This is a genomic window from Methylibium sp. T29 (genome assembly GCF_000576205.1).
In the GTDB taxonomy this organism is placed as follows: domain Bacteria; phylum Pseudomonadota; class Gammaproteobacteria; order Burkholderiales; family Burkholderiaceae_C; genus Methylibium; species Methylibium petroleiphilum.
This window is the reverse complement of the sequence record NZ_AZND01000001.1, coordinates 19,092-40,158: the sequence shown is the minus strand read 5'-3', so window position 1 is coordinate 40,158 and position 21,067 is coordinate 19,092. Positions and strand designations below refer to the sequence as shown.

Sequence of the window (21,067 nt, the reverse complement as noted above, 5' to 3'; positions counted from 1 at the left end):
GGGAGATCACGACCATGAACCAATGGCGAGCACCAGCCGTCGCGCTCGCGCTGTTCTTCTCCGCGGTGTCCGCGTGGGCGGAGAACGCGATTCAGGCGATCAACAGCAGCCAGCAGGGCGCGGCCGACGTGGTGCGCATCGAACTGAGTGAAGCGTTGGGGGCCGTGCCGGCAGGGTTCGCTGTCCAGACGCCGCCGCGCATCGCGATCGATCTTCCGGGGGTGAGCAACGCACTGGGCCGTTCCAGCGTCGACGTCAACCAAGGCAACCTGCGATCCGTCAACGTCGCTCAGGCGGGCGATCGGACCCGCCTCGTGCTGAACCTGAAGCAACCGGGCAATTATTCGGCGACGCTCGACGGCAAGACTCTCGTGTTGACGCTGCAGACCAGTGGCAATGTTGCGGCCGCACCCACGGCGGCCGCTCCCGTCGCCGCCCCAGCGACGGCGGCGCCGGTTCATTTTGCCGACAGCCTCAATGACGCACCGCAGGTGCTGCGTGCCGTCGACTTCCGCCGCGGCCAGGATGGTGCCGGTCGCGTGGTGGTCGATCTGCCCAGCAACCAGGTGGGTGTCGACATTCGCCAGCAGGGCCAGAACCTGGTGGTTGAATTCCTGAAGTCCAGCCTGCCGGAGAGCCTGCGTCGCCGTCTCGACGTGACCGACTTCGGCACCCCGGTGCGGACCGTGTCGTCCTTTCAGAGCGGCGACAAGGTCAGGATGGTGGTCGAGCCGACCGGTGTGTGGGAACACAGTGCCTACCAGACCGACAACCAGTTCGTGCTCGAGGTGCGTCCGCAGAAGATCGATCCGAACAAGCTGACGCAAGGTCCGGGCTATGCCGGCGAGAAGCTCTCGTTGAATTTCCAGAGCATCGAGGTTCGTGCGCTGCTGCAGGTGATCGCCGATTTCACCAACTTCAACGTGGTGACCAGCGACACGGTGACCGGCAATGTCACGCTGCGCTTGAAGGATGTTCCTTGGGATCAGGCGCTCGACATCATCCTGCAGGCCAAGGGTCTGGGTGTGCGCAAGAGCGGGAACGTCTTGTGGATCGCGCCGAAGGATGAGATTGCCACGAAGGAGAAGCTCGAACTGGAATCCAAGGCGCAGATTGCGTCTCTTGAGCCAGTCCGCACTCAGGCATTCCAGCTGAACTATGTGAAGGCCGAGGAAGTATCGAAGGGGCTCACGGGGCAGCAGGCCGGGCAAGGTGGTAACGGTGGACAGGGCGGCGGATCGAACAACAGTCGCATCCTGTCGCCGCGCGGCAGCATCGTGTACGAGACGCGCACCAACCAACTCTTCGTCAGCGATATTCCCTCGAAGCTCGAAGAGGTGGCGCAGATCATTGCCCGTATCGACATCCCGGTCCGTCAGGTACTGATCGAGGCACGCATCGTCGAGGCGACCGATACCTTCGGCCGCTCGCTCGGAGCCAAGCTCGGTGCGACCGTCGCACCGTCGTCGAAGGTGAACGCCGGCATCGGCGGCAATTACCTCGGTATCGGCGCCGCCACCGGGCAGGCGCCTCCGATCAACAGCAGCGGGTTAACCACAGGCACACCGTCGACGAACAGCTACTTCGTCAATCTGCCCGCCGTCGGTCAGAACGGCTACGACGCGGCCACGTTCGCGGTGTCGATCTTCAATTCGGCGATGAATCGCTTCCTGAATCTCGAGATCTCCGCGTTGGAAGCGGACGGCAAGGGCAAGATCGTGTCCAGTCCGCGTGTGGTCACGGCCGATCAGGTCAAGGCGCTCATTGAGCAGGGCACGGAGATTCCGTACCAGACGGCGACCTCCAGCGGCGCGACGGCGATCCAGTTCCGCAAGGCGACGCTGAAGCTCGAAGTGATCCCGCAGATCACCCCGGAGGCAACATCATCCTCGACGTCGACGTGAACAAGGACAGCCCCGGAGCCACCACGGCGGCCGGCATCCTGATCAACACCAAGCACGTCAAGACGCAGGTGCTGGTCGACAATGGCGGGACGGTGGTGATCGGTGGCATCTATGAGCAGACCGAGCAGATCGACAACACCAAGGTGCCGCTGCTGGGCGATGTGCCGGTGCTCGGTGCGCTGTTCCGCAGCCAGACCCGGACGTCGAACAAGACCGAACTGCTGGTGTTCCTGACGCCCAAGGTCGTGACCGACCGCACTGCCGCTGCACGTTGATCGAGGGCGTCGCGGCAAACCGACGACGGCCCGTTGACGGGCAGCAGCCGGACGCTGCAATGCGGCTGGCACTGGTCGGGCTCCCCGGTTCAGGCAAGTCTTCGGTCGGCCGCGTGCTGGCGCGGAAGCTCGGCGTCAGTTTCACGGATTCCGACACGGTGATCGAACAGCGGATCGGGGAACCGATCCGCTCCTACTTCGAGCGCGAGGGCGAAGGCCGATTTCGCGATCTTGAGCAGCAGGTGATCGGCGAGCTCTGTGCCAGCCGGCTCGGCGTACTGGCCACGGGCGGAGGTGCCGTCTTGCGGGAGGTCAATCGCCGCGTTCTGCACGAGGACTGCACGGTGCTCTACCTGCGATCCTCGCCGGAAGAACTGCACCGGCGCCTGCGTCACGACACGCAAAGGCCGTTGTTGCAGGTCAAGGATCCTCGGGCCCGGTTGCAGCAGCTCTATCGCGAGCGCGATCCGCTGTACCGCGAGACTGCGCATTTTGTCGTCGAGACGGGGAGGCCGACGGTCCAGACTCTGGTGGGCATGATCCTGATGCAACTCGAGCTGGCCGGGATCGTCGATGCGAACCGGGTGCCTCCGCCGTCGAGCCGCCGCGCTAGGACGCTCGAACTGGGCCCGTACACTTCGGGCATGTCATCGATCTCTGTGACTCCTCTCTCCGGCATCGAGACCATCGATATCGCCCTCGGCGAGCGGAGCTATCCCATACGCATCGGCTCGGGCTTGCTGCGCGCGCCCGAAAGTTTTGCAGGCGTACCGCGCAGCCCGTTGGCCGTCATCGTCAGCAACACCACGGTGGCGCCGCTCTATGCGCAGCTCCTGAGGGACGCTCTGCGCGGAAAGCACGCACAGGTCGAGCTCATCACGCTGCCCGACGGCGAAAGCCACAAGGATTGGACCACGCTGAACCTGATCTTCGACGCGCTGCTGGCTGGAGGCGCCGATCGGAAGACGATCCTCTATGCGCTGGGCGGTGGGGTGGTCGGCGACATGACCGGCTTCGCCGCAGCCAGCTACATGCGCGGGGTGCCCTTCGTTCAGGTCCCCACCACGCTGCTGGCGCAGGTCGACTCCTCCGTGGGTGGCAAGACGGGGATCAACCACCCGCGCGGCAAGAACATGATCGGAGCGTTCCATCAGCCGGTCTGCGTCGTCGTCGATTTGGAGACGTTGAGCACGCTGCCGATGCGGGAGTTGCGCGCCGGCCTGGCCGAAGTCATCAAGTACGGGCCGATCGCCGATGCGAGCTTCCTGGGCTGGGTCGAGGCTAACCTGGATGCGTTGCTTGCTCGCGATGTGGCCACCCTGCGCCATGCCGTGCGACGGTCGTGCGAGATCAAGGCGGCCGTCGTCGGGCAGGACGAGCGCGAGGCCGGCCTTCGAGCCATTCTCAATTTCGGCCATACCTTCGGTCATGCGATCGAGGCCGGTCTGGGTTACGGAGAGTGGCTCCATGGCGAGGCTGTCGGTTGCGGCATGGCGATGGCAGCCGAAACCTCGGCGCGACTGGGCCTGCTGCCCGAGGGGGACGCGGAGCGCCTGATCCGGCTCATCGACCGTGCGGGTTTGCCGGTGAAGGGGCCGGACCTGGGGGCGGATCGCTATCTCGAGCTCATGCGCCTCGACAAGAAGGCGGAAGCCGGCGAAATCAAGTTCGTGCTGCTCGACGCCATCGGGCATGCCGTGCTGCGCAGCGTGCCGGATGCAACCTTGCGTCAGGTCCTCGCTTCGCGCTGTACGTGATTCCCACGCTGCGCTGATGATGTCGCTCGCGTCCTACGCCAGCGATCCGGCCAGCGGCCGTGGCCGCCTTTACGCCGAAGCGCCCGCACCGACCCGGGACGATTACCAGCGCGATCGCGATCGCATCGTTCATTCCACCGCGTTCCGACGCCTCGTCTACAAGACCCAGGTCTTCCTGAACCACGAGGGCGACCTGTTCCGGACGCGGCTCACGCACTCGCTCGAGGTGGCGCAGCTCGCGCGTTCGATAGCCCGTGCTCTGCAGCTCAACGAAGACCTCACGGAAGCCATCGCGCTCGCGCACGATCTGGGACACACCCCGTTCGGACATGCGGGGCAGGATGAGTTGAACGGCTGCTTGCGACGCATCGATCCGCAGGCTCGGGGTTCGAGCACAACCTTCAGTCGCTGAGGGTCGTCGACCGACTCGAACAACGATACGCTAGCTTCGAAGGATTGAATCTCAGTTTCGAGACAAGGGAAGGCATCCTCAAGCACTGCTCCAGACGCAACGCGCAGGCGCTCGAGCTGCAGGAGCCGGGCGGTGTCGGGCGCCGCTTTCTCGACGGCACGCAGCCCAGCCTGGAGGCGCAGTTGTGCAACCTCGCCGACGAGATCGCCTACAACGCACACGATGTCGACGACGGCGTGCGTTCGGGTTTGATCGGTCTCGAGCAGCTTCGCGAAGTGCCCTTGGTGGCAACCCACATGGATGCAGCTCGACGTGAGCATCCTGGCCTCGAGGGCCGCAGGCTCTTGTTCGAAACCTTGAGGCGCTTGCTGTCCGCCCAGGTCTACGACGTGATCGATGCCACTCGCGACGCGCTGCGGCAGCATCGCATCGAGAAGGTGTCCGATGTCAGGATGTCGCCGTTGCTGGTGCAGTTCACGCCGGCGATGCGGGACGAGAGCCTGGCACTGAAGCGCTTTCTGTTCGCGCAGCTCTACCGCCACCCGCAGGTCGAGAGCACGACGCACCGCGCAAGATGCGTGGTACGCGAACTGTTCGAGGCCTACGTGACGGGAGCTGCCGAGCTGCCGTCGGCTGCGGCCGAAAGCGCCACGCCGTTCCGCGCCGTTACCGACTATGTGGCGGGCATGACGGATCGCTTCGCGATCAGCGAGCACCGGCGCATCACGGGCCGCACTGTCTTCGAAGACCACGGACGGGTGTCTGGAGGGTAGTCTCTACTCCCTTGTGAGCAAATCGCAACATCCCCGTGTTGACCCGCTACGGGGCTCCGGGGGGCGTCGATACAGTCATTTGCAGAGGTTGTCGAGGCAGCGCCACGATGGCCCGATTCGAGAATCTGCAGGAGACGTTTCCCATGAACAAGACCCTCATCGCATTGGCCGCGACATCGGTTTTCGCCGCGTCGGCTCAGGCACAGAATTCGGTCACGCTATACGGCAGCGTGGATGCCGGTATCAACTACGTTTCGGGGCAGGACGCCGCCAAGACGCGGTTGGCGAGCGGCATCATGGAAGGCTCGCGCTGGGGGTTCAAGGGCAATGAAGATCTAGGGGGTGGCTACCGCGCGCTCTTCGTGCTCGAAAGCCGTTTCGAGGCCGACACCGGCGCCATCAGCAATCGGGCGGCATCGGGCATCCAAGTCCCGGACCGCTTTCTCGATCTGCAGTTCCTCGGCGTGCCGCTGATCCCGCTGGCCCCGGGCGTGACGACCCAGACCGTCGTGAACCAGGTCGGCGCGCAACTGGGCAGCCAGATCGGCGTGAACCTGACCAACAACGTCTTCGACCGGCAGGCGTTCGTCGGTCTCGTCACACCGGTCGGTGCCGTGCTGGCGGGTCGGCAGTACACGCCGGCCTACGAGATGTTCTACGTGTTCGATTCGATGCAGACCGATTCCAGCCTGTCGGCCGCACAGATCGCCACGCTGCCGGCGGCAGTCGACATCCGCAAGAGCAACGCCCTGGCCTATCGACTGCAGAAGGATGGTTTCACGGCCACGCTGATGTATGCCTTCGGCGAAACCGGTGATTCCACCTCCAACAACCGCTACATGAGTGCCAACGCGTACTACAAGGGCAACGGCTTCGCGGTGGGGGCGGCCTACGGCACCAACAACAATGCCGTCGGCGACAAGGCTCTGACGGATGTGCTGCTGGGTGCTTCGGTGGACCTGGGTCCTGGCAAGCTGTCGACGCTCTATGCGACCTTCAAGGACGACAATCCTGGCGTCGGCGCGGACGTGACTGCGGGCTTGATCGCACAAAACCCGAGCCCCGCATTTGCGCCGCTCGCCACCTTGATCGGCAATGCTTTCGAGCGTGCGTTGCGCCAGGATTCCCGCTTGTTCCACGTGGGCTATCGTTTCAACTTCGGCCCGAGCACCGTGACGGTGGCCTACAACCACTACGACGATCGCACCATCGCCGATGCGGACGTTCAGTCCTACGGCGCTGTCTACACCTATGCACTCTCGAAGCGCACCGACGTCAATTTCGTGCTGACCCGCTTCGACAATGACGACAACGCTCAGGCCGCCCCGGGCGGCGGCGGATTCTTCGGCGGTGTGACCTCCGAGGCGGGCAAGGGCGCTCACAACATCGCGCTGGCGCTGCGCCACCGCTTCTGAGTCCCCTGCGGCCGGCGGCCCGCGCCGCTGCCGCGGTGTACCCTCGCGCGCCATGGCCCGATTGCCCCGCTTGATCGTTCCGGCGCTGCCGCACGTGGTGAGCCAGCGCGCGCAGCACGGCCAGACGATGGTGCAGGATGACACCGACCGCCAGTCATTGCTGCAGTTGCTGCGCGAGGTGGCGGCGCAGCATCACGTCGCAATCCACGCCTACTCGGTGCTCGAGTCGCGTCTCGATCTGGTGGCTACGCCCGATCAGGCGAGTGGTCTGAGCCTGGTCATGCAATCGGTGGCGCGCCGGCATGCGTCGGCCTTCAACCGACGCCACGGCCGTGTTGGCGGCTTGTGGGAAGGCCGCTTCCGGGCGGCCGTCATCGAACCGACCTCGTGGTTGCTGCCTTGCATGGTGTATGTCGAACGACTGGGGCATGGCGCTCAGGCGGCAGCAGCCGTGTCGCTGCCATGTTCCAGCGAAGCGGCCCACCGCGGTCACGCTGCGGACCCGTTCCTGGTGCATCCGGCGGCGTACTGGGCGCTTGGCAACACACCCTTCGAGCGAGAGATGGCCTACGGCAGCATGCTCGAGCACGCGTTACCGGACCGCCAGGTGCAGGCCATCGAAGCGGCACTGCGGGGGGGCTGGGCGCTGGGATCCGACCGTTTCGTCGCGCAACTGGCCTCTGCCTCGTCACGACCGGTCGCGCCGAGGCCCAGAGGCCGACCACCGAAGATTCGGCCGGCGCACCAAATTTGATATGTCACCATTTAATTTCGCACCAGTGTCGAGCGCTCAATAATAAGAATCTGACCCTGAATTTTTTGATTGTCAGTTTTGCTGCGCTGCCGTAATCTCTCGGCCGTTTCCCGCCAGGAGAGCGCCGTGACCTCGTCCGCCCCAAGCCAGCAAGACATCGACACCCTTCGCCTCGAAGGCCTCTACGATCCGGCCCATGAACACGATGCCTGCGGCGTCGGCTTCGTGGCGCACATCAAGGGCGTCAAGGCACACAGCATCGTCGGCCAGGGGCTGAAGATCCTGGAGAACCTCGATCACCGTGGCGCGGTCGGGGCTGACAAGCTGATGGGTGACGGCGCTGGGATCCTGATCCAGATTCCCGACGAGTACTACCGCGCGAGATGGCTCTCCAGGGCATCGAACTGCCGCCGCCCGGCGAGTACGGTGTCGGCATGATTTTCCTGCCCAAGGAACACGCCTCGCGACTGGCCTGCGAGCAGGCGCTGGAGCGCGCCGTGCACGCCGAAGGGCAGGTGCTGCTGGGCTGGCGCGACGTGCCGGTCGACCGGGCCATGCCGATGTCGCCCACGGTGCGGGCCAAGGAGCCGGTGATCCGTCAGATCTTCATCGGCCGTGGCGCCGACGTGATCGTGCCCGATGCGCTGGAGCGCAAGCTCTACGTGATCCGCAAGACGGCATCGGCGGCGATCCAGAAGTTGCAGCTCACGCACAGCCACGAGTACTACGTGCCCAGCATGAGCTGCCGCACCATCATCTACAAGGGTTTGCTGCTTGCTGATCAGGTGGGCACTTACTACCTGGATCTGCAAGACGAACGCACGGTGTCGGCGCTTGCGCTGGTGCACCAACGCTTCTCGACCAACACCTTCCCGGAATGGCCGCTGGCGCACCCCTACCGGATGGTGGCGCACAACGGCGAGATCAACACCGTCAAGGGCAACTTCAACTGGATGCGCGCGCGCCAGGGCGTGATGAAGTCGCCGGTGCTGGGGGATGACCTGAACAAGCTGTATCCGATCAGCTTCGATGGCCAGTCCGACACCGCGACCTTCGACAACGCGCTGGAATTGCTGACGATGGCCGGCTACCCGCTGGCTCACGCCGCGATGATGATGATCCCGGAGGCGTGGGAGCAGCATGCGACGATGGACGAGCGGCGCCGTGCCTTCTACGAATACCACGCTGCAATGCTGGAGCCGTGGGACGGTCCCGCCGCGATGGTGTTCACCGATGGCAAGCAGATCGGCGCCACCCTCGACCGCAACGGCCTGCGTCCGGCCCGCTACATCGTCACTGACGACGATCTGGTGGTGATGGCCTCCGAGTCCGGCGTGCTGCCGATCCCGGAGAACAAGATCGTCAAGAAGTGGCGCCTGCAACCCGGCAAGATGTTTCTGATCGACCTGGAACAGGGCCGCATCGTCGACGACGAGGAACTGAAGAACACCTACGCCTCGGCCAAGCCCTACCGGCAGTGGATCGAGAACGTGCGCATCAAGCTCGACGCCATCGCCGCGCCGGCCGAGGCCGCGCCGGCCTTTGCCGAAAACCTGCTCGATCGCCAGCAGGCTTTCGGTTACACGCAGGAAGACATCAAGTTCCTGATGAGTCCGATGGCCCAGACCGGGGAAGAGGGCATCGGATCGATGGGCAACGACTCGCCGCTGGCCGTGCTGTCCGACAAGAACAAGCCGCTGTACAGCTACTTCAAGCAGATGTTCGCGCAGGTCACCAACCCGCCGATCGATCCGATCCGCGAGGCGATCGTGATGTCGCTGAACAGCTTCATCGGCCCCAAGCCCAACCTGCTGGACATCAATGCGGTCAACCCGCCGATGCGGCTGGAGGTCGCGCAACCCATCCTCGACTTCGAGGACATGGCGCGCCTGCGCAGCATCGAGAAGCCGACGCACGGCAAATTCAAGTCGTATGAGCTCAACATCGTCTATCCGTACGCCTGGGGCGGTGAGGGCGTGGAGGCCAAGCTGGCATCGCTGTGCGCCGAGGCGGTGGACGCGATCCAGGGCGGCCACAACATCCTGATCATCACCGACCGTCGCATGAGCCGCGACCAGATCGCGATCCCCGCGCTGCTGGCCCTGTCGGCGATCCACCAGCACCTGGTTCGCGAGGGCCTGCGCACCACCGCCGGCCTGGTGGTCGAGACCGGCTCGGCGCGTGAGGTGCATCATTTCGGCGTGCTTGCCGGCTACGGCGCCGAGGCCGTGCACCCCTACCTCGCGATGGAGACGCTGGCCTCGCTGCACAAGGAGTTGCCAGGCGACCTTTCGGCCGACAAGGCGATCTACAACTACGTCAAGGCGATCGGCAAGGGCTTGTCGAAGATCATGTCCAAGATGGGCGTGTCGACCTACATGTCCTACTGCGGTGCGCAACTGTTCGAGGCGATCGGCCTCAACAAGCCGCTGGTCGAGAAGTACTTCCGCGGCTCGGCCTCGCAAGTCGGCGGCATCGGCGTGTTCGAGGTTGCCGAAGAGGCGTTGCGCATGCACAGGGCAGCTTTCGGCGACGACCCGGTCCTGGCGACGATGCTCGACGCCGGTGGCGAGTACGCCTGGCGTACACGCGGCGAGGAGCACATGTGGACGCCGGACGCCATCGCGAAGCTGCAACACAGCACGCGCGCGAACAAGTTCGACACCTACAAGGAATACGCACAGCTGATCAATGACCAGTCGCGCCGGCACATGACGCTGCGTGGGCTGTTCGAGTTCAAGCTCGACCCCAGCAAGGCCATCCCGCTCGATCAGGTCGAACCGGCCAGCGAGATCGTCAAGCGTTTCGCCACCGGCGCCATGTCGCTCGGCTCGATCAGCACCGAGGCGCACAGCACCCTCGCGATCGCGATGAACCGCATCGGCGGCAAGTCCAACACCGGCGAGGGCGGCGAGGACCCTGCGCGCTACCGCAACGAGCTCAAGGGCATCCCGATCAAGCAGGGCACGATGGTCAGCGAAGTGGTCGGCAGCAAGGTGATCGAGGCCGACTACGAGCTGAAGGACGGCGATTCGCTGCGCTCGAAGATCAAGCAGGTGGCGTCGGGGCGCTTCGGCGTGACGACCGAGTACCTGGTCTCGGCCGACCAGATCCAGATCAAGATGGCCCAGGGCGCGAAGCCCGGCGAGGGCGGCCAGTTGCCGGGTGGCAAGGTGTCCGAGTACATCGGCATGTTGCGCTACTCGGTGCCGGGCGTCGGCCTGATCTCGCCGCCGCCGCACCACGACATCTACTCGATCGAGGACCTTGCGCAGCTGATCCACGACCTGAAGAACGCCAACCCGCGCGCCTCCATCAGCGTCAAGCTGGTGTCGGAGGTCGGTGTCGGCACGATCGCCGCCGGCGTCGCCAAGGCCAAGAGCGACCATGTGGTGATCGCCGGTCACGACGGCGGTACCGGGGCCTCGCCGTGGTCCAGCATCAAGCACGCCGGCACGCCCTGGGAGCTTGGCCTGGCCGAGACCCAGCAGACGCTGGTGCTCAACGGTCTTCGTGGCCGCATCCGCGTGCAGGCCGACGGTCAGATGAAGACCGGCCGCGACGTCGTGATCGGTGCGCTGCTCGGGGCCGACGAGTTCGGCTTCGCGACCGCACCGCTGGTCGTCGAGGGCTGCATCATGATGCGCAAGTGCCACCTCAACACCTGTCCGGTGGGCGTGGCAACGCAGGATCCGGTGCTGCGCGCCAAGTTCCAGGGCAAGCCCGAGCACGTCGTCAACTACTTCTTCTTCGTTGCCGAGGAAGCGCGCCAGATCATGGCGCAACTGGGCATCCGCAGCTTCGACGAACTGGTCGGTCGCGCCGATCTGCTCGACACCAAGAAGGGCGTGTCGCACTGGAAGGCGCGCGGCCTCGATTTCGGGCGTGTGTTCCACCTGCCGCAGGTGGGCGCGGACGTGCCGCGTCGCCAGGTCGACGTGCAGGATCACGGCCTGGCCAAGGCCCTCGACGTGCGCCTGATCGAGAAGTGCCGTCCAGCCATCGAGCGTGGCGAGAAGGTCCAGTTCATGGACGAGACGCGCAACGTCAACCGCACCGTCGGCGCCATGCTGTCGGGCGAATTGATCCGCCACCGGCCCGAAGGCCTGCCCGACCACACCATCTTCATGCAGATGGAAGGCGTGGGCGGCCAGAGCTTCGGCGCCTTCCTGGCGCAGGGCATCACGCTCTACCTGATCGGCGATGCGAACGACTACACCGGCAAGGGTCTGAGCGGCGGCCGCGTGGTGGTGCGCCCGAGCATCGACTTCCGAGGCGACGCCACGCAGAACATCATCGTCGGCAACACGGTGCTCTACGGGGCCACCAGCGGCGAGGCCTTCTTCCGCGGCGTCGCCGGCGAACGCTTCGCGGTGCGACTGTCGGGCGCGACCACGGTGGTCGAAGGAACCGGTGACCACGGCTGCGAATACATGACCGGCGGCACGGTGGTCGTGCTCGGCAAGACCGGGCGCAACTTTGCGGCCGGCATGTCGGGCGGCATCGCCTACGTCTACGACGAAGACGGCAGCTTCTCGCAGCGTTGCAACACCGCGATGGTCGCGATGGACAAGGTACTCACGGCCGACGAACAGCGCAGCACCCAGGAGGCCGCCATCTTCCACAAGGGCGTAGCCGACGAGGTGCTGCTGCGCAAGCTGATCGAGGACCACCACCGCTGGACCGGCTCGCTGCGCGCGCGCGACATCCTCGACCACTGGCCGGCGGCACGCGGCAAGTTCGTCAAGGTCTTCCCGCACGAGTACAAGCGGGCGCTGGGCGAGATCCACGCCAAGAAGGAGGCCAGCGAGACCATCGCCAAGGCCAGGACCAACGACAAGAAGTCGAGCAAGGCCAAGGCCTGAGGCCGGCCTTCCAGAGCGGCCGCACGGAGCATCACACCATGGGAAAAGTCACCGGATTTCTGGAATACGAGCGTCTCGAGGAAGGCTACGCGCCGGTCGAGCAGCGGCTCAAGCACTACAAGGAATTCGTCATCGGGCTGAAGGACGAGGAAGCCAAGGTCCAGAGCGCGCGCTGCATGGACTGCGGCACGCCGTTCTGCAACAGCGGCTGTCCGGTCAACAACATCATTCCCGACTTCAACGACCTCGTGTACCGAGGCGACTGGGCGAACGCGATCGCGGTGCTGCACAGCACGAACAATTTCCCCGAGTTCACCGGGCGCATCTGCCCGGCGCCGTGCGAGGCCGCCTGCACCCTCAATGTCAACGACGACGCGGTCGGCATCAAGAGCATCGAACACGCCATCATCGATCGCGCGTGGGCCGAGGGTTGGGTGCAGGCACAGCCTGCGCGCCACAAGACCGGCAAGACGGTGGCGGTCGTCGGCTCGGGGCCGGCCGGCATGGCGGCGGCACAGCAGCTCGCGCGGGCCGGCCACGCCGTCACGCTGTTCGAGAAGAACGACCGCATCGGCGGCCTGCTGCGCTACGGCATCCCCGACTTCAAGATGGAGAAGACGCACATCGATCGGCGCGTCGAGCAGATGAAGGCCGAAGGGGTGGTGTTCCGAACTGGCGTGCTGGTCGGTCACCTGCCGGAAGGCTCGAAGGTCACGAACTGGGCCAAGGAGATCGTGTCGCCCGAGCAGCTGAAGGCCGAGTTCGATGCCGTCGTGCTGACCGGGGGTGCCGAACAGAGTCGCGACCTGCCGGTGCCGGGGCGTGATCTCGACGGCGTGCACTTCGCGATGGAGTTCCTGCCGCAGCAGAACAAGATCAATGCCGGCGACAAGCTCAAGGGCCAGATCCGCGCCGACGGCAAGCATGTCATCGTGATCGGCGGTGGCGACACGGGCAGCGACTGCGTCGGCACCAGCAACCGCCACGGCGCGAAGAGCGTGACGCAGTTCGAGCTGATGCCCATGCCGCCGGAGCAGGAGAACAAGGAGCTCACCTGGCCCTACTGGCCGTACAAGCTGCGCACCAGCTCCAGCCATGACGAGGGTTGCGAGCGCGAGTTCGCGATCGCCACCAAGGAGTTCATCGGCGACAAGGGCAAGGTCACGGCGCTGAAGACCGTGCGCGTCGAGTGGCAGGGCGGCAAGATGGTCGAGGTGCCGGGCAGTGAGCAGGTGCTCAAGGCCGATCTGGTGCTGCTGGCGATGGGCTTCGTCAGCCCCGTGTCGACCGTGCTCGACGCCTTCGGCATCGACAAGGACAGCCGCGGCAACGCCAAGGCGACGACCGACTTCACCGGGGGCTACCAGACCAATGTGCCCAAGGTGTTCGCTGCCGGAGACGTCCGCGTGGTCAGTCGCTCGTGGTGTGGGCGATCCGCGAAGGGCGCCAGGCCGCCCGCGCCGTGGACGAGTTCCTGATGGGATACAGCGACCTGCCCCGCTAGGGCCTGCCGCAACGCCGAGCCCGTGCGGACGGGCCGGCCTCCGGGCGCTGCGCAGCAGGCGCCCCGGGTATCCCCTATCATCCGCGAAGCCGGGTCCTCTGATTCGGCTTTTTCACTTCGGCCCATGACAAGTCCAACAGCGCCGTCGATCCCCGGCCGCGACCCGAACGCTCTCGTCGAACTCCAGCATGTCACGTGCGGCTACGGCGAGCGCGTGATCCTGCGCGACGTGGATCTGGTCGTACCGCGCGGCAGCGTGCTCGCGCTGATGGGCACTTCGGGCGGCGGCAAGACAACGGTGCTGCGACTGATCGGTCGTCAGCTCGAGCCGATGAGCGGCAAGGTGCTGTTCGACGGCACCGACCTCGCCACGCTGGGCCGGGACGGCCTCTATGCGGCGAGGCGCCGCATGGGCATGCTGTTTCAGTTCGGCGCCCTGTTCACCGACCTGTCGGTGTTCGACAACGTGGCGTTTCCCCTGCGCGAACACAGCGGGCTCGGCGAAGCCATCATCCGCGATCTGGTGCTGATGAAGCTCAACGCCGTTGGCTTGCGCGGTGCTCGCGATCTGATGCCGAGTGAGGTGTCCGGCGGCATGGCGCGCCGTGTGGCGCTGGCCAGGGCGATCGCGCTCGACCCCGAACTGATGCTTTACGACGAGCCCTTCGCGGGTCTGGACCCGATCTCGATGGGCGTGGCCGCACGGCTGATCCGCGAGCTCAACCGGGCGCTCGGCATCACCAGCATCGTGGTCTCGCACGATGTCGACGAGACCTTCTCGATTGCCGACCAGGTGGTCTTCATTGCCAACGGCGGTGTGGTCGCGCAAGGCACGCCAGCCGAGATGCGGGCCAGCGAGGATCCGCTGGTGCGTCAATTCGTCGACGCCCAGGCCGACGGCCCGGTGCGCTTCCATTACCCCGCCGCGAGCGCGAACGAGGACTTCCAGGTGGGCTCCTCATGAGCTGGTACCGCCCGTCGGACGTCGGATACGCGGTGCGCGCCCAGCTCACAGGCCTGGGTGCCGCGGCGCGCCTGTTCGGGCGCATGCTCGCGAGCTTCGGTCCGGCCCTGCGGCGCGGGCGGCTGGTGGTCGACCAGGTGCACTTCCTGGGCAACCACTCGCTCGCGATCATCACCGTGTCGGGCCTGTTCGTCGGCTTCGTGCTCGGCCTGCAGGGCTACTACACGCTGCAGCGCTACGGCTCGTCGGAAGCGCTCGGCCTGCTCGTCGCGCTGTCGCTGGTGCGCGAACTCGGCCCGGTGGTCACCGCGCTGCTGTTCGCCGGGCGCGCGGGCACCTCGCTCACCGCCGAGATCGGTCTCATGAAGGCCGGCGAGCAGCTCACCGCGATGGAGATGATGGCGGTCGACCCGGTGCAGCGGGTGCTCGCGCCGCGTTTCTGGGGCGGTGTCTTCGCGATGCCGCTGTTGGCAGCGGTGTTCAGTGCCGTCGGCATCCTGGGAGGCTGGGCGGTCGGCGTGCTGCTGATCGGCATCGACGCCGGCGGATTCTGGTCGCAGATGCAGGGCGGGGTCGACGTGTTCAAGGATGTCGGCAACGGCATCGTGAAGAGCATCGTGTTCGGTGTCACGGTGACGTTCGTGGCGCTGTGGGAGGGCTACACCTGCCAACCGACGCCGGAGGGTGTGTCCCGGGCCACCACACGCACCGTCGTCGTGGCCTCGCTCGCCGTGCTCGGGCTCGATTTCGTGCTGACGGCGATGATGTTCTCGATTTGACGACGGACGAGGCGCCCGTCAGGAGTAGGAAGATGCAGAAATCCAAGCATGACGTGTGGGTCGGTCTGTTCGTGATGATCGGTGCCGCGGCGATCGTGTTCCTGGCCCTGAAGGCCGGCAACCTGCTGAGCCTGAGCTTCGACGACACCTACACGGTCTCGGCTCGCTTCGACAACATCGGCGGGCTCAAGGTGCGCGCGCCGGTGAAGAGCGCCGGTGTCGTGGTCGGGCGCGTGGTCGCGATCGGCTTCGATGCCGACACCTACCAGGCCCGCGTCGAGATCGATCTCGAGAAGCGCTTCGGCTTCCCGGCGGACAGTTCGGCCAAAATCCTCACGTCTGGGCTGCTCGGCGAGCAGTACATCGGCCTTGAGCCAGGCACTGAGGAGAAGCTGATGGTCACCGGCGACAAGATCCGCGTCACGCAGTCGGCGGTGGTGCTGGAGAACCTGATCAGCCAGTTCCTGTACAGCAAGTCGTCCGACTCGAACAACGGCGAGGGAGCGAAGAAGTGAAATCGGGTGTCTGTCGATCGGCGATCCTGGCGGTGGCCCTGGCGCTCGGCCTCGTCGGCTGCGCCACCGTCGAGCAGCCCGACCCGCTGGAGAAGCTCAACCGCAAGACCTTCGCGTTCAACGAGACGGTGGACCAGTACCTGATCGCGCCGCCGGCGCGCGTCTATCGCGAGGTTGTGCCCTCGGTCGCTCGCCAGGGCATCGACAACTTCTTCAACAACCTGCGCGATGTCTGGTCGGCCTTCAATCTGATCCTCCAGGGCCGCTTCGGCGACAGTGCGAACGACGTGATGCGTTTCGGCACGAACACCGTGTTCGGCCTCGTCGGCTTCGTCGACTGGGCCTCCGCGCTGGGCCTCGCGCCGCACTACGAGGATTTCGGCCAGACGCTGGGCGTCTGGGGCTTCGATGCCGGTGCCTACCTGGTGCTCCCGGTGCTGGGGCCGTCTTCGGCGCGCGATGCGGTCGGTCTGCCGGTCGACCTGCTGGCCTCGCCGGACCAGGTGGTCGAATCGGTCCGGTTGCGCAATGCGCTGACCGGCCTGCGCGTGATCAACACGCGCGCGGGGCTGCTCGACGCCACCGGGCTGCTCGACGATATCGCGCTCGACAAGTACAGCTTCGTGCGCGACGCCTACCTGCAGCGCCGCCGCAGCCTGGTGGAGGACGGCCGGCGTCGCGATGCAGGAGCGGTCGAAGAGGATTACGTTCCCGATGAACCGGCTACTCCTGCCTCTGCGCCGGCGGAGCCCGCCAGTGCGCCAGTGCCACAGGCCCGACCCTGAGCGCGGCGTGGTGATGCGCCCGATCCTGAAACCCCGAGCGCTGCGCCGCGTTGAACCTCATTGCAACGTCATGTAGCGTGGCGAACTTGTCGCCGCAAACGGTCTCCAAAAGGCTCGATCGTGGTCGTTTCCACTGAAAGGCAAACAAACATGCTGAAACGTCAATTCCTGTCGCTGAGTCTGGTCGCCCTCGGTCTGGCGCACGGCGTCGCGCTGGCCCAGACCGTGGCGCAGACGCCCGACGGCCTGGTCAAGCAGGTGTCCACCGAGGTGCTCGATTCCATCAAGGCCGACAAGGCCATCCAGGGTGGCGACACCCAGCGCATCCTCGCGCTGGTCGACGCCAAGATCCTGCCGCACGTGGACTTCGACGCCATGACCGAGTTCGCTGCCGGCAAGGCGGCCTGGAGTCAGGCGACGCCGGACCAGCGCGCCCGGCTCCAGGACGAGTTCAAGGTCATGCTGGTGCGCCAGTACGCGGCGGCGTTCGCGCAGGTACGCGACCAGACGATCGAGTTCGGCCGGGTCGTCAAGAGTCCGGACAACCCCGGTGAAGTCATCGTGCGCACCAAGATCGTCGGCCAGCGTGATCCGGTGCCCATCAACTACTACCTGCGTCGGACCGGCGATGCCTGGAAGATCCACGACCTGGATGTGCTGGGCATCCGCCTCGGCCTGAGCTACCAGCAGCAGTGGATGCCCATCATCAAGCCAAGGGCATGGACGCCTGATCGCCGAACTGGCCCAGCGCAACAAGAGCGCTGGCGCCCGGGGCTGAGCGGGCATGCTGCTGCTGCCCGAGACGCTGACCCTGAACGAGGCGCGCGACACGTTGCGGCTGCTCAAGGTCTCGCTGGAGCGCGAGGCCGAGCCGCTGCTGGTGATCGACGGATCGCAGCTGCAGCGCTTCGACTCCACGGCACTGGCCGTGCTCCTCGAATGCCGCCGACTCGCCCAGGCCTGGGGCAAGCGTTTCGAGCTGACGGCCGTGCCCGAGAAGCTCAGCGAGCTGTCCCGGCTCTACGGGATCGACGATTTGCTCACGCCCTCGCCAGTGCAGGCGTGAGTTCGGTGCCCTGGCGGGCGCGGTGCGGGACGGGTGTCGGTTTACCATCGACGCTCACTCGACCGTGTCGTGCGCGAAGCCCATGTCCAGCCAACTCGAGCAGCTCAAGGCCTACACCACCGTGGTCGCCGACACCGGCGACTTCAAGCAGATCGCGGCCTTCGCGCCGCGCGATGCCACCACCAACCCGTCGCTGATCCTGAAGGCCGTCAGCCAGCCGGCCTATGCGCCGCTGCTGGCGCAGACCGCCGCGGCGCACCGCGGCCAGCCGCTCGACGCGATCGTCGACCGCGTGCTGGTGCGCTTCGGCTGCGAAATTCTCAACGTCGTCCCGGGACGCGTTTCGACCGAGGTCGACGCCCGGTTGAGCTTCGATGCCGCGGCCACCGTGGCGCGGGCCCAGCGCATCATGGCGCTGTACGAATCCGAGGGCATCGCTCGCGAGCGCGTGCTGATCAAGATCGCCGCCACCTGGGAAGGCATCCAGGCCGCCAAGGCGCTCGAGCACCACGGCATCCACTGCAACCTGACCCTGCTGTTCGCGTTCTGCCAGGCGGTGGCCTGCGGCGAGTCGGGCGTGCGGCTGATCTCGCCCTTCGTCGGGCGCATCCACGACTGGCACAAGAAGGCGGCCGGCGCGCGCTGGGACGAGGCCGCCAATGCCGGTGCCAATGATCCCGGCGTGAAGTCGGTGGCGCAGATCTGGCGCTACTTCCGCAAGTTCGGTATCGAGACCGAGGTCATGGGCGCCAGCTTCCGCAACACCGGGCAGATCCTGGCACTGGCGGGCTGTGACCTGCTGACGATCTCGCCGGAGCTCCTGGCCCAGCTGCAGGCCAGCGAGGCGACGGTGGTGCGGGCACTCGACGTCGATGCCGCGCTGCACTGCGATGCCAAGGCGCTGAGCTTCAACGAGGCGAGCTTCCGCTACGCACTCAACGAGGACGCGATGGCCACCGAAAAGCTCGCCGAGGGCATCCGTGCCTTCGCGGTCGACGCCGCGCAGCTCGACCGGCTGATCCAGGCGCTGTGATGTCCGCTTACTGGGTGCGTGGCGACCGCACGGCGGCCTGGGCGGACTTGAGCGCGCATTTCGCCGCGTCGGCCGCGAACTTCGACCTGCGCACCGCCTTCGCCGGCGATGCGCGGCGCTTCGAGCGCTTCGGTGTCGAGGCCCCCCACTTGTTCGCCGATCTGTCGAAGAACTGGCTGGATGCGCCCGCGCTGGCGCTGCTGCTGCGTCTGGCGCGTGAGGTCGGCCTGGAAGGGCGGCGCGACGCGATGCTCGCCGGCGCACCGCTGAACAACACCGAAGGCCGCGCCGTGCTGCACACCGCGCTGCGGGCGCCGCGCGACGCAGCGCCCCACGGCAGCGAGGTGCACGCGACGCTCGATGCGATGCTGGCCTTTGCCGAGCGCGTGCGCGACACCGCGCACAGTGGCATCACCGATGTGGTGAACATCGGCATCGGTGGCTCCGACCTCGGGCCGCAGATGGCGGTGCCCGCGCTGCAGGCCTACACGCAGGCCGGCCTGCGCAGCCATTTCGTCTCCAACCTCGACGGCCACGAGCTCGCACCGCTGTTGACGCAGCTGGATCCGCAAAGCACGCTGTTCATCATCGCGTCCAAGACCTTCACCACCCAGGAGACGATGGCCAACGCCGAGACGGCCAAGGCCTGGTTCCTGGCGCGCGGTGGACGCGACATCGCTCGCCACTTCGTCGCGACCACCACCAACGTCGACGCCGCGGTGGCCTTCGGCATCGACACCACCTTCGGCTTCTGGGACTGGGTCGGCGGCCGCTACTCGCTGTGGTCGGCCATCGGCCTGCCGGTGGCCATCGCGCTGGGTGCCACGCACTTCCGCGCACTGCTGGGCGGCGCCCATGCGATGGATCGCCATTTCGCGACGGCGCCGCTGGAGCGCAACCTGCCGGTGCTGCTGGGCCTGCTCGACGTCTGGTACCGCAACTTCCACGGGCTGACGAGCCGCAGCGTCGCGCCCTATCACCAGGGCCTGCGCCGCCTGCCGGCCTATCTGCAGCAGCTCGAGATGGAGAGCAACGGCAAGTGCGTCGACCGCGACGGCGAGCCGCTGCCGTTCGCGACCTCGCCGGTGGTCTGGGGCGAACCGGGCACGAACGCTCAGCACGCCTATTTCCAGATGCTGCACCAGGGCAGCGACGTGATCCCGGTCGAGTTCATCGCCGTGCGCGATACCAGCCATGCGCACCTCGATCTGCCGCCGGCCCTTCAGCCATTGCTGGCCGAACAGCAGCGCAAGCTGCTGGCGAACTGCCTAGCGCAGTCCCAGGCGCTGATGGCGGGCAAAAGCGAGGCACAGGCGCTGGCCGAGCGGGCCCCGACGGCCGCAGCCGACATGCCGCGCGACGTGCTGGCGCGGCACCGCAGCTTCCCAGGCAACCGACCGAGCACCACGCTGCTGCTGGAGCGCCTCGATCCGGCTGCGCTGGGCGCGCTGATCGCGATGTACGAGCACCGCGTCTTCACCAGCGGCGTGGTGTGGGGCATCAACAGCTTCGACCAGTGGGGGGTCGAGCTCGGCAAGGCGATGTGCAACGAACTGCTGCCGCGCCTGGATAGCGGTGACGCGAGCGGACTCGACGCCTCGACGGCCGGTCTGCTGCGGAAGCTGCGCGCGTGACGCGTCCGGCCGTCGTCTTCGACTTCGGCGGGGTCGTGTTCCGCTGGCAGCCGCTGGCGCTGCTGCAGCAGGTGCTGCCGCAGCACGCCACCGACGACAGTGGTGCACGCGCGCTGGCCGAGCGCATCTTCCAGGGCTTTCGCCCCGGCAGCGACTGGGCCGGGTTCGACCGCGGCAGCCTCGATGCCGACGCGCTGGCGGCGCGCATCGCCGTGCGCACCGGGCTGGCCACCGCCGAGGTGAGGGCGGTGATCGACGCGATCCCGCCCCACCTCGAGCCCGAGCCCGGCACGGTGGCGCTGTTGCGAGCGCTGCGCGACGCCCGGCGGCCGCTGTACTACCTGTCGAACATGCCGGCGCCGTATGCGGACCACCTCGAGCGCCGGCACGGCTTCCTGGCGTGGTTCGAGGCCGGGCTGTTCTCGGCGCGCATCGGCCTGATGAAGCCCGAGCCAGCGATCTTCCGGCGTGCCGAGCTCGACTTCGGCATCGACCCGGCGCGCAGCCTGTTCATCGACGACCACGCCGGCAACATCGAGGCGGCCCGCGCCGCCGGCTGGCGCGCGCTGCACTTCACCGGGCCGGCCGACTGCGAGGCGGCGCTGCGCGAGCAGGGCTGGCTCTAGGATCCG

12 protein-coding genes and 4 pseudogenes are annotated in these 21,067 nt (G+C 66.4%); 15 read left to right on the top strand and 1 reads right to left on the bottom strand.

What is annotated here, in order from left to right:
- Positions 1-14 precede the first annotated feature (14 nt).
- The 11 genes and pseudogenes from x551_RS00165 (at position 15) to x551_RS00115 (ending at position 16,702) form a co-directional block, all read left to right on the top strand.
- Positions 15-2,179: pseudogene (locus x551_RS00165) on the top strand (type IV pilus secretin PilQ).
- Complete coding sequence (gene aroB / locus x551_RS00160; protein ID WP_253950255.1) at positions 2,176-3,936, top strand: 3-dehydroquinate synthase; 1,761 nt, start codon at positions 2,176-2,178, stop codon at positions 3,934-3,936. Before x551_RS00165 ends, aroB begins: the two are co-directional and overlap by 4 nt.
- Before the next feature lie 19 nt (positions 3,937-3,955).
- Positions 3,956-5,121, top strand: a pseudogene (locus x551_RS00155) (deoxyguanosinetriphosphate triphosphohydrolase).
- A 143-nt stretch (positions 5,122-5,264) separates the two neighbouring features.
- Positions 5,265-6,536 carry a porin gene (locus tag x551_RS00150; protein ID WP_036231366.1) on the top strand — a complete coding sequence of 424 codons (1,272 nt, stop codon included), beginning with the start codon at positions 5,265-5,267 and terminating at the stop codon, positions 6,534-6,536.
- Positions 6,537-6,588: 52 nt separating this feature from the next.
- Entirely contained in the window at positions 6,589-7,290 is a 702-nt protein-coding gene (locus x551_RS00145; RefSeq protein WP_036231354.1) for a transposase, read from the top strand.
- A 126-nt stretch (positions 7,291-7,416) separates the two neighbouring features.
- Positions 7,417-12,155: pseudogene (locus x551_RS00140) on the top strand (glutamate synthase-related protein).
- Between the two features lie 38 nt (positions 12,156-12,193).
- Positions 12,194-13,659 (top strand): annotated as a pseudogene (locus x551_RS00135) (glutamate synthase subunit beta).
- A gap of 124 nt (positions 13,660-13,783) precedes the next feature.
- On the top strand, positions 13,784-14,623 hold the full coding sequence (locus tag x551_RS00130) for an ABC transporter ATP-binding protein (protein WP_051495637.1): 840 nt from the start codon (positions 13,784-13,786) through the stop codon (positions 14,621-14,623).
- Positions 14,620-15,402: a lipid asymmetry maintenance ABC transporter permease subunit MlaE gene (mlaE, locus tag x551_RS00125; RefSeq protein WP_036231351.1), complete on the top strand. Its 783-nt coding sequence runs from the start codon at positions 14,620-14,622 to the stop codon at positions 15,400-15,402. Before x551_RS00130 ends, mlaE begins: the two co-directional genes overlap by 4 nt.
- Positions 15,403-15,434: 32 nt before the next feature.
- The gene (mlaD, locus tag x551_RS00120) at positions 15,435-15,917 is read left to right on the top strand and encodes an outer membrane lipid asymmetry maintenance protein MlaD (protein ID WP_011830675.1); all 483 of its coding nucleotides are present in this window, start codon (positions 15,435-15,437) and stop codon (positions 15,915-15,917) included.
- A complete protein-coding gene (locus x551_RS00115) occupies positions 15,914-16,702 on the top strand; it encodes a VacJ family lipoprotein (protein WP_011830674.1) in 789 nt (262 codons plus the stop codon). The genes mlaD and x551_RS00115 overlap by 4 nt, the downstream gene beginning before the upstream one ends.
- A 57-nt stretch (positions 16,703-16,759) precedes the next feature.
- Here x551_RS00115 and x551_RS26685 read toward each other — a convergent pair whose 3' ends face one another.
- Positions 16,760-17,458, bottom strand: coding sequence for a hypothetical protein (locus x551_RS26685; RefSeq protein ID WP_253950254.1), 699 nt, complete (start codon positions 17,456-17,458; stop codon positions 16,760-16,762).
- 28 nt (positions 17,459-17,486) lie between these two features.
- Between x551_RS26685 and x551_RS00105 the strand changes: the two genes are divergently transcribed.
- The 4 genes from x551_RS00105 to x551_RS00090 all read left to right on the top strand — a co-directional run bounded on the left by x551_RS00105 (position 17,487) and on the right by x551_RS00090 (position 21,061).
- A complete protein-coding gene (locus x551_RS00105) occupies positions 17,487-17,768 on the top strand; it encodes an STAS domain-containing protein (protein ID WP_011830672.1) in 282 nt (93 codons plus the stop codon).
- Between the two features lie 82 nt (positions 17,769-17,850).
- Positions 17,851-18,801, top strand: a complete 951-nt coding sequence (gene tal, locus x551_RS00100; protein ID WP_036231346.1) for a transaldolase — start codon at positions 17,851-17,853, stop codon at positions 18,799-18,801.
- Positions 18,801-20,435, top strand: a complete 1,635-nt coding sequence (gene pgi, locus x551_RS00095) for a glucose-6-phosphate isomerase (protein ID WP_036231344.1) — start codon at positions 18,801-18,803, stop codon at positions 20,433-20,435. The genes tal and pgi overlap by 1 nt, the downstream gene beginning before the upstream one ends.
- Positions 20,432-21,061 (top strand): HAD family phosphatase, encoded by a 630-nt coding sequence (locus tag x551_RS00090; protein ID WP_036231342.1) that lies wholly within the window; start codon positions 20,432-20,434, stop codon positions 21,059-21,061. Before pgi ends, x551_RS00090 begins: the two co-directional genes overlap by 4 nt.
- The last annotated feature ends 6 nt before the right edge of the window (positions 21,062-21,067 follow it).

Coding starts and splice junctions, on each gene's coding strand:
- x551_RS00130 (WP_051495637.1), top strand. CDS start 13,784: ATGACAAGTCCAACAGCGCCGTCGATCCCCGGCCGCGACCCGAACGCT.
- x551_RS00150 (WP_036231366.1), top strand. CDS start 5,265: ATGAACAAGACCCTCATCGCATTGGCCGCGACATCGGTTTTCGCCGCG.
- x551_RS00145 (WP_036231354.1), top strand. CDS start 6,589: ATGGCCCGATTGCCCCGCTTGATCGTTCCGGCGCTGCCGCACGTGGTG.
- mlaE (WP_036231351.1), top strand. CDS start 14,620: ATGAGCTGGTACCGCCCGTCGGACGTCGGATACGCGGTGCGCGCCCAG.
- tal (WP_036231346.1), top strand. CDS start 17,851: ATGTCCAGCCAACTCGAGCAGCTCAAGGCCTACACCACCGTGGTCGCC.
- x551_RS00105 (WP_011830672.1), top strand. CDS start 17,487: ATGCTGCTGCTGCCCGAGACGCTGACCCTGAACGAGGCGCGCGACACG.
- pgi (WP_036231344.1), top strand. CDS start 18,801: ATGTCCGCTTACTGGGTGCGTGGCGACCGCACGGCGGCCTGGGCGGAC.
- mlaD (WP_011830675.1), top strand. CDS start 15,435: ATGCAGAAATCCAAGCATGACGTGTGGGTCGGTCTGTTCGTGATGATC.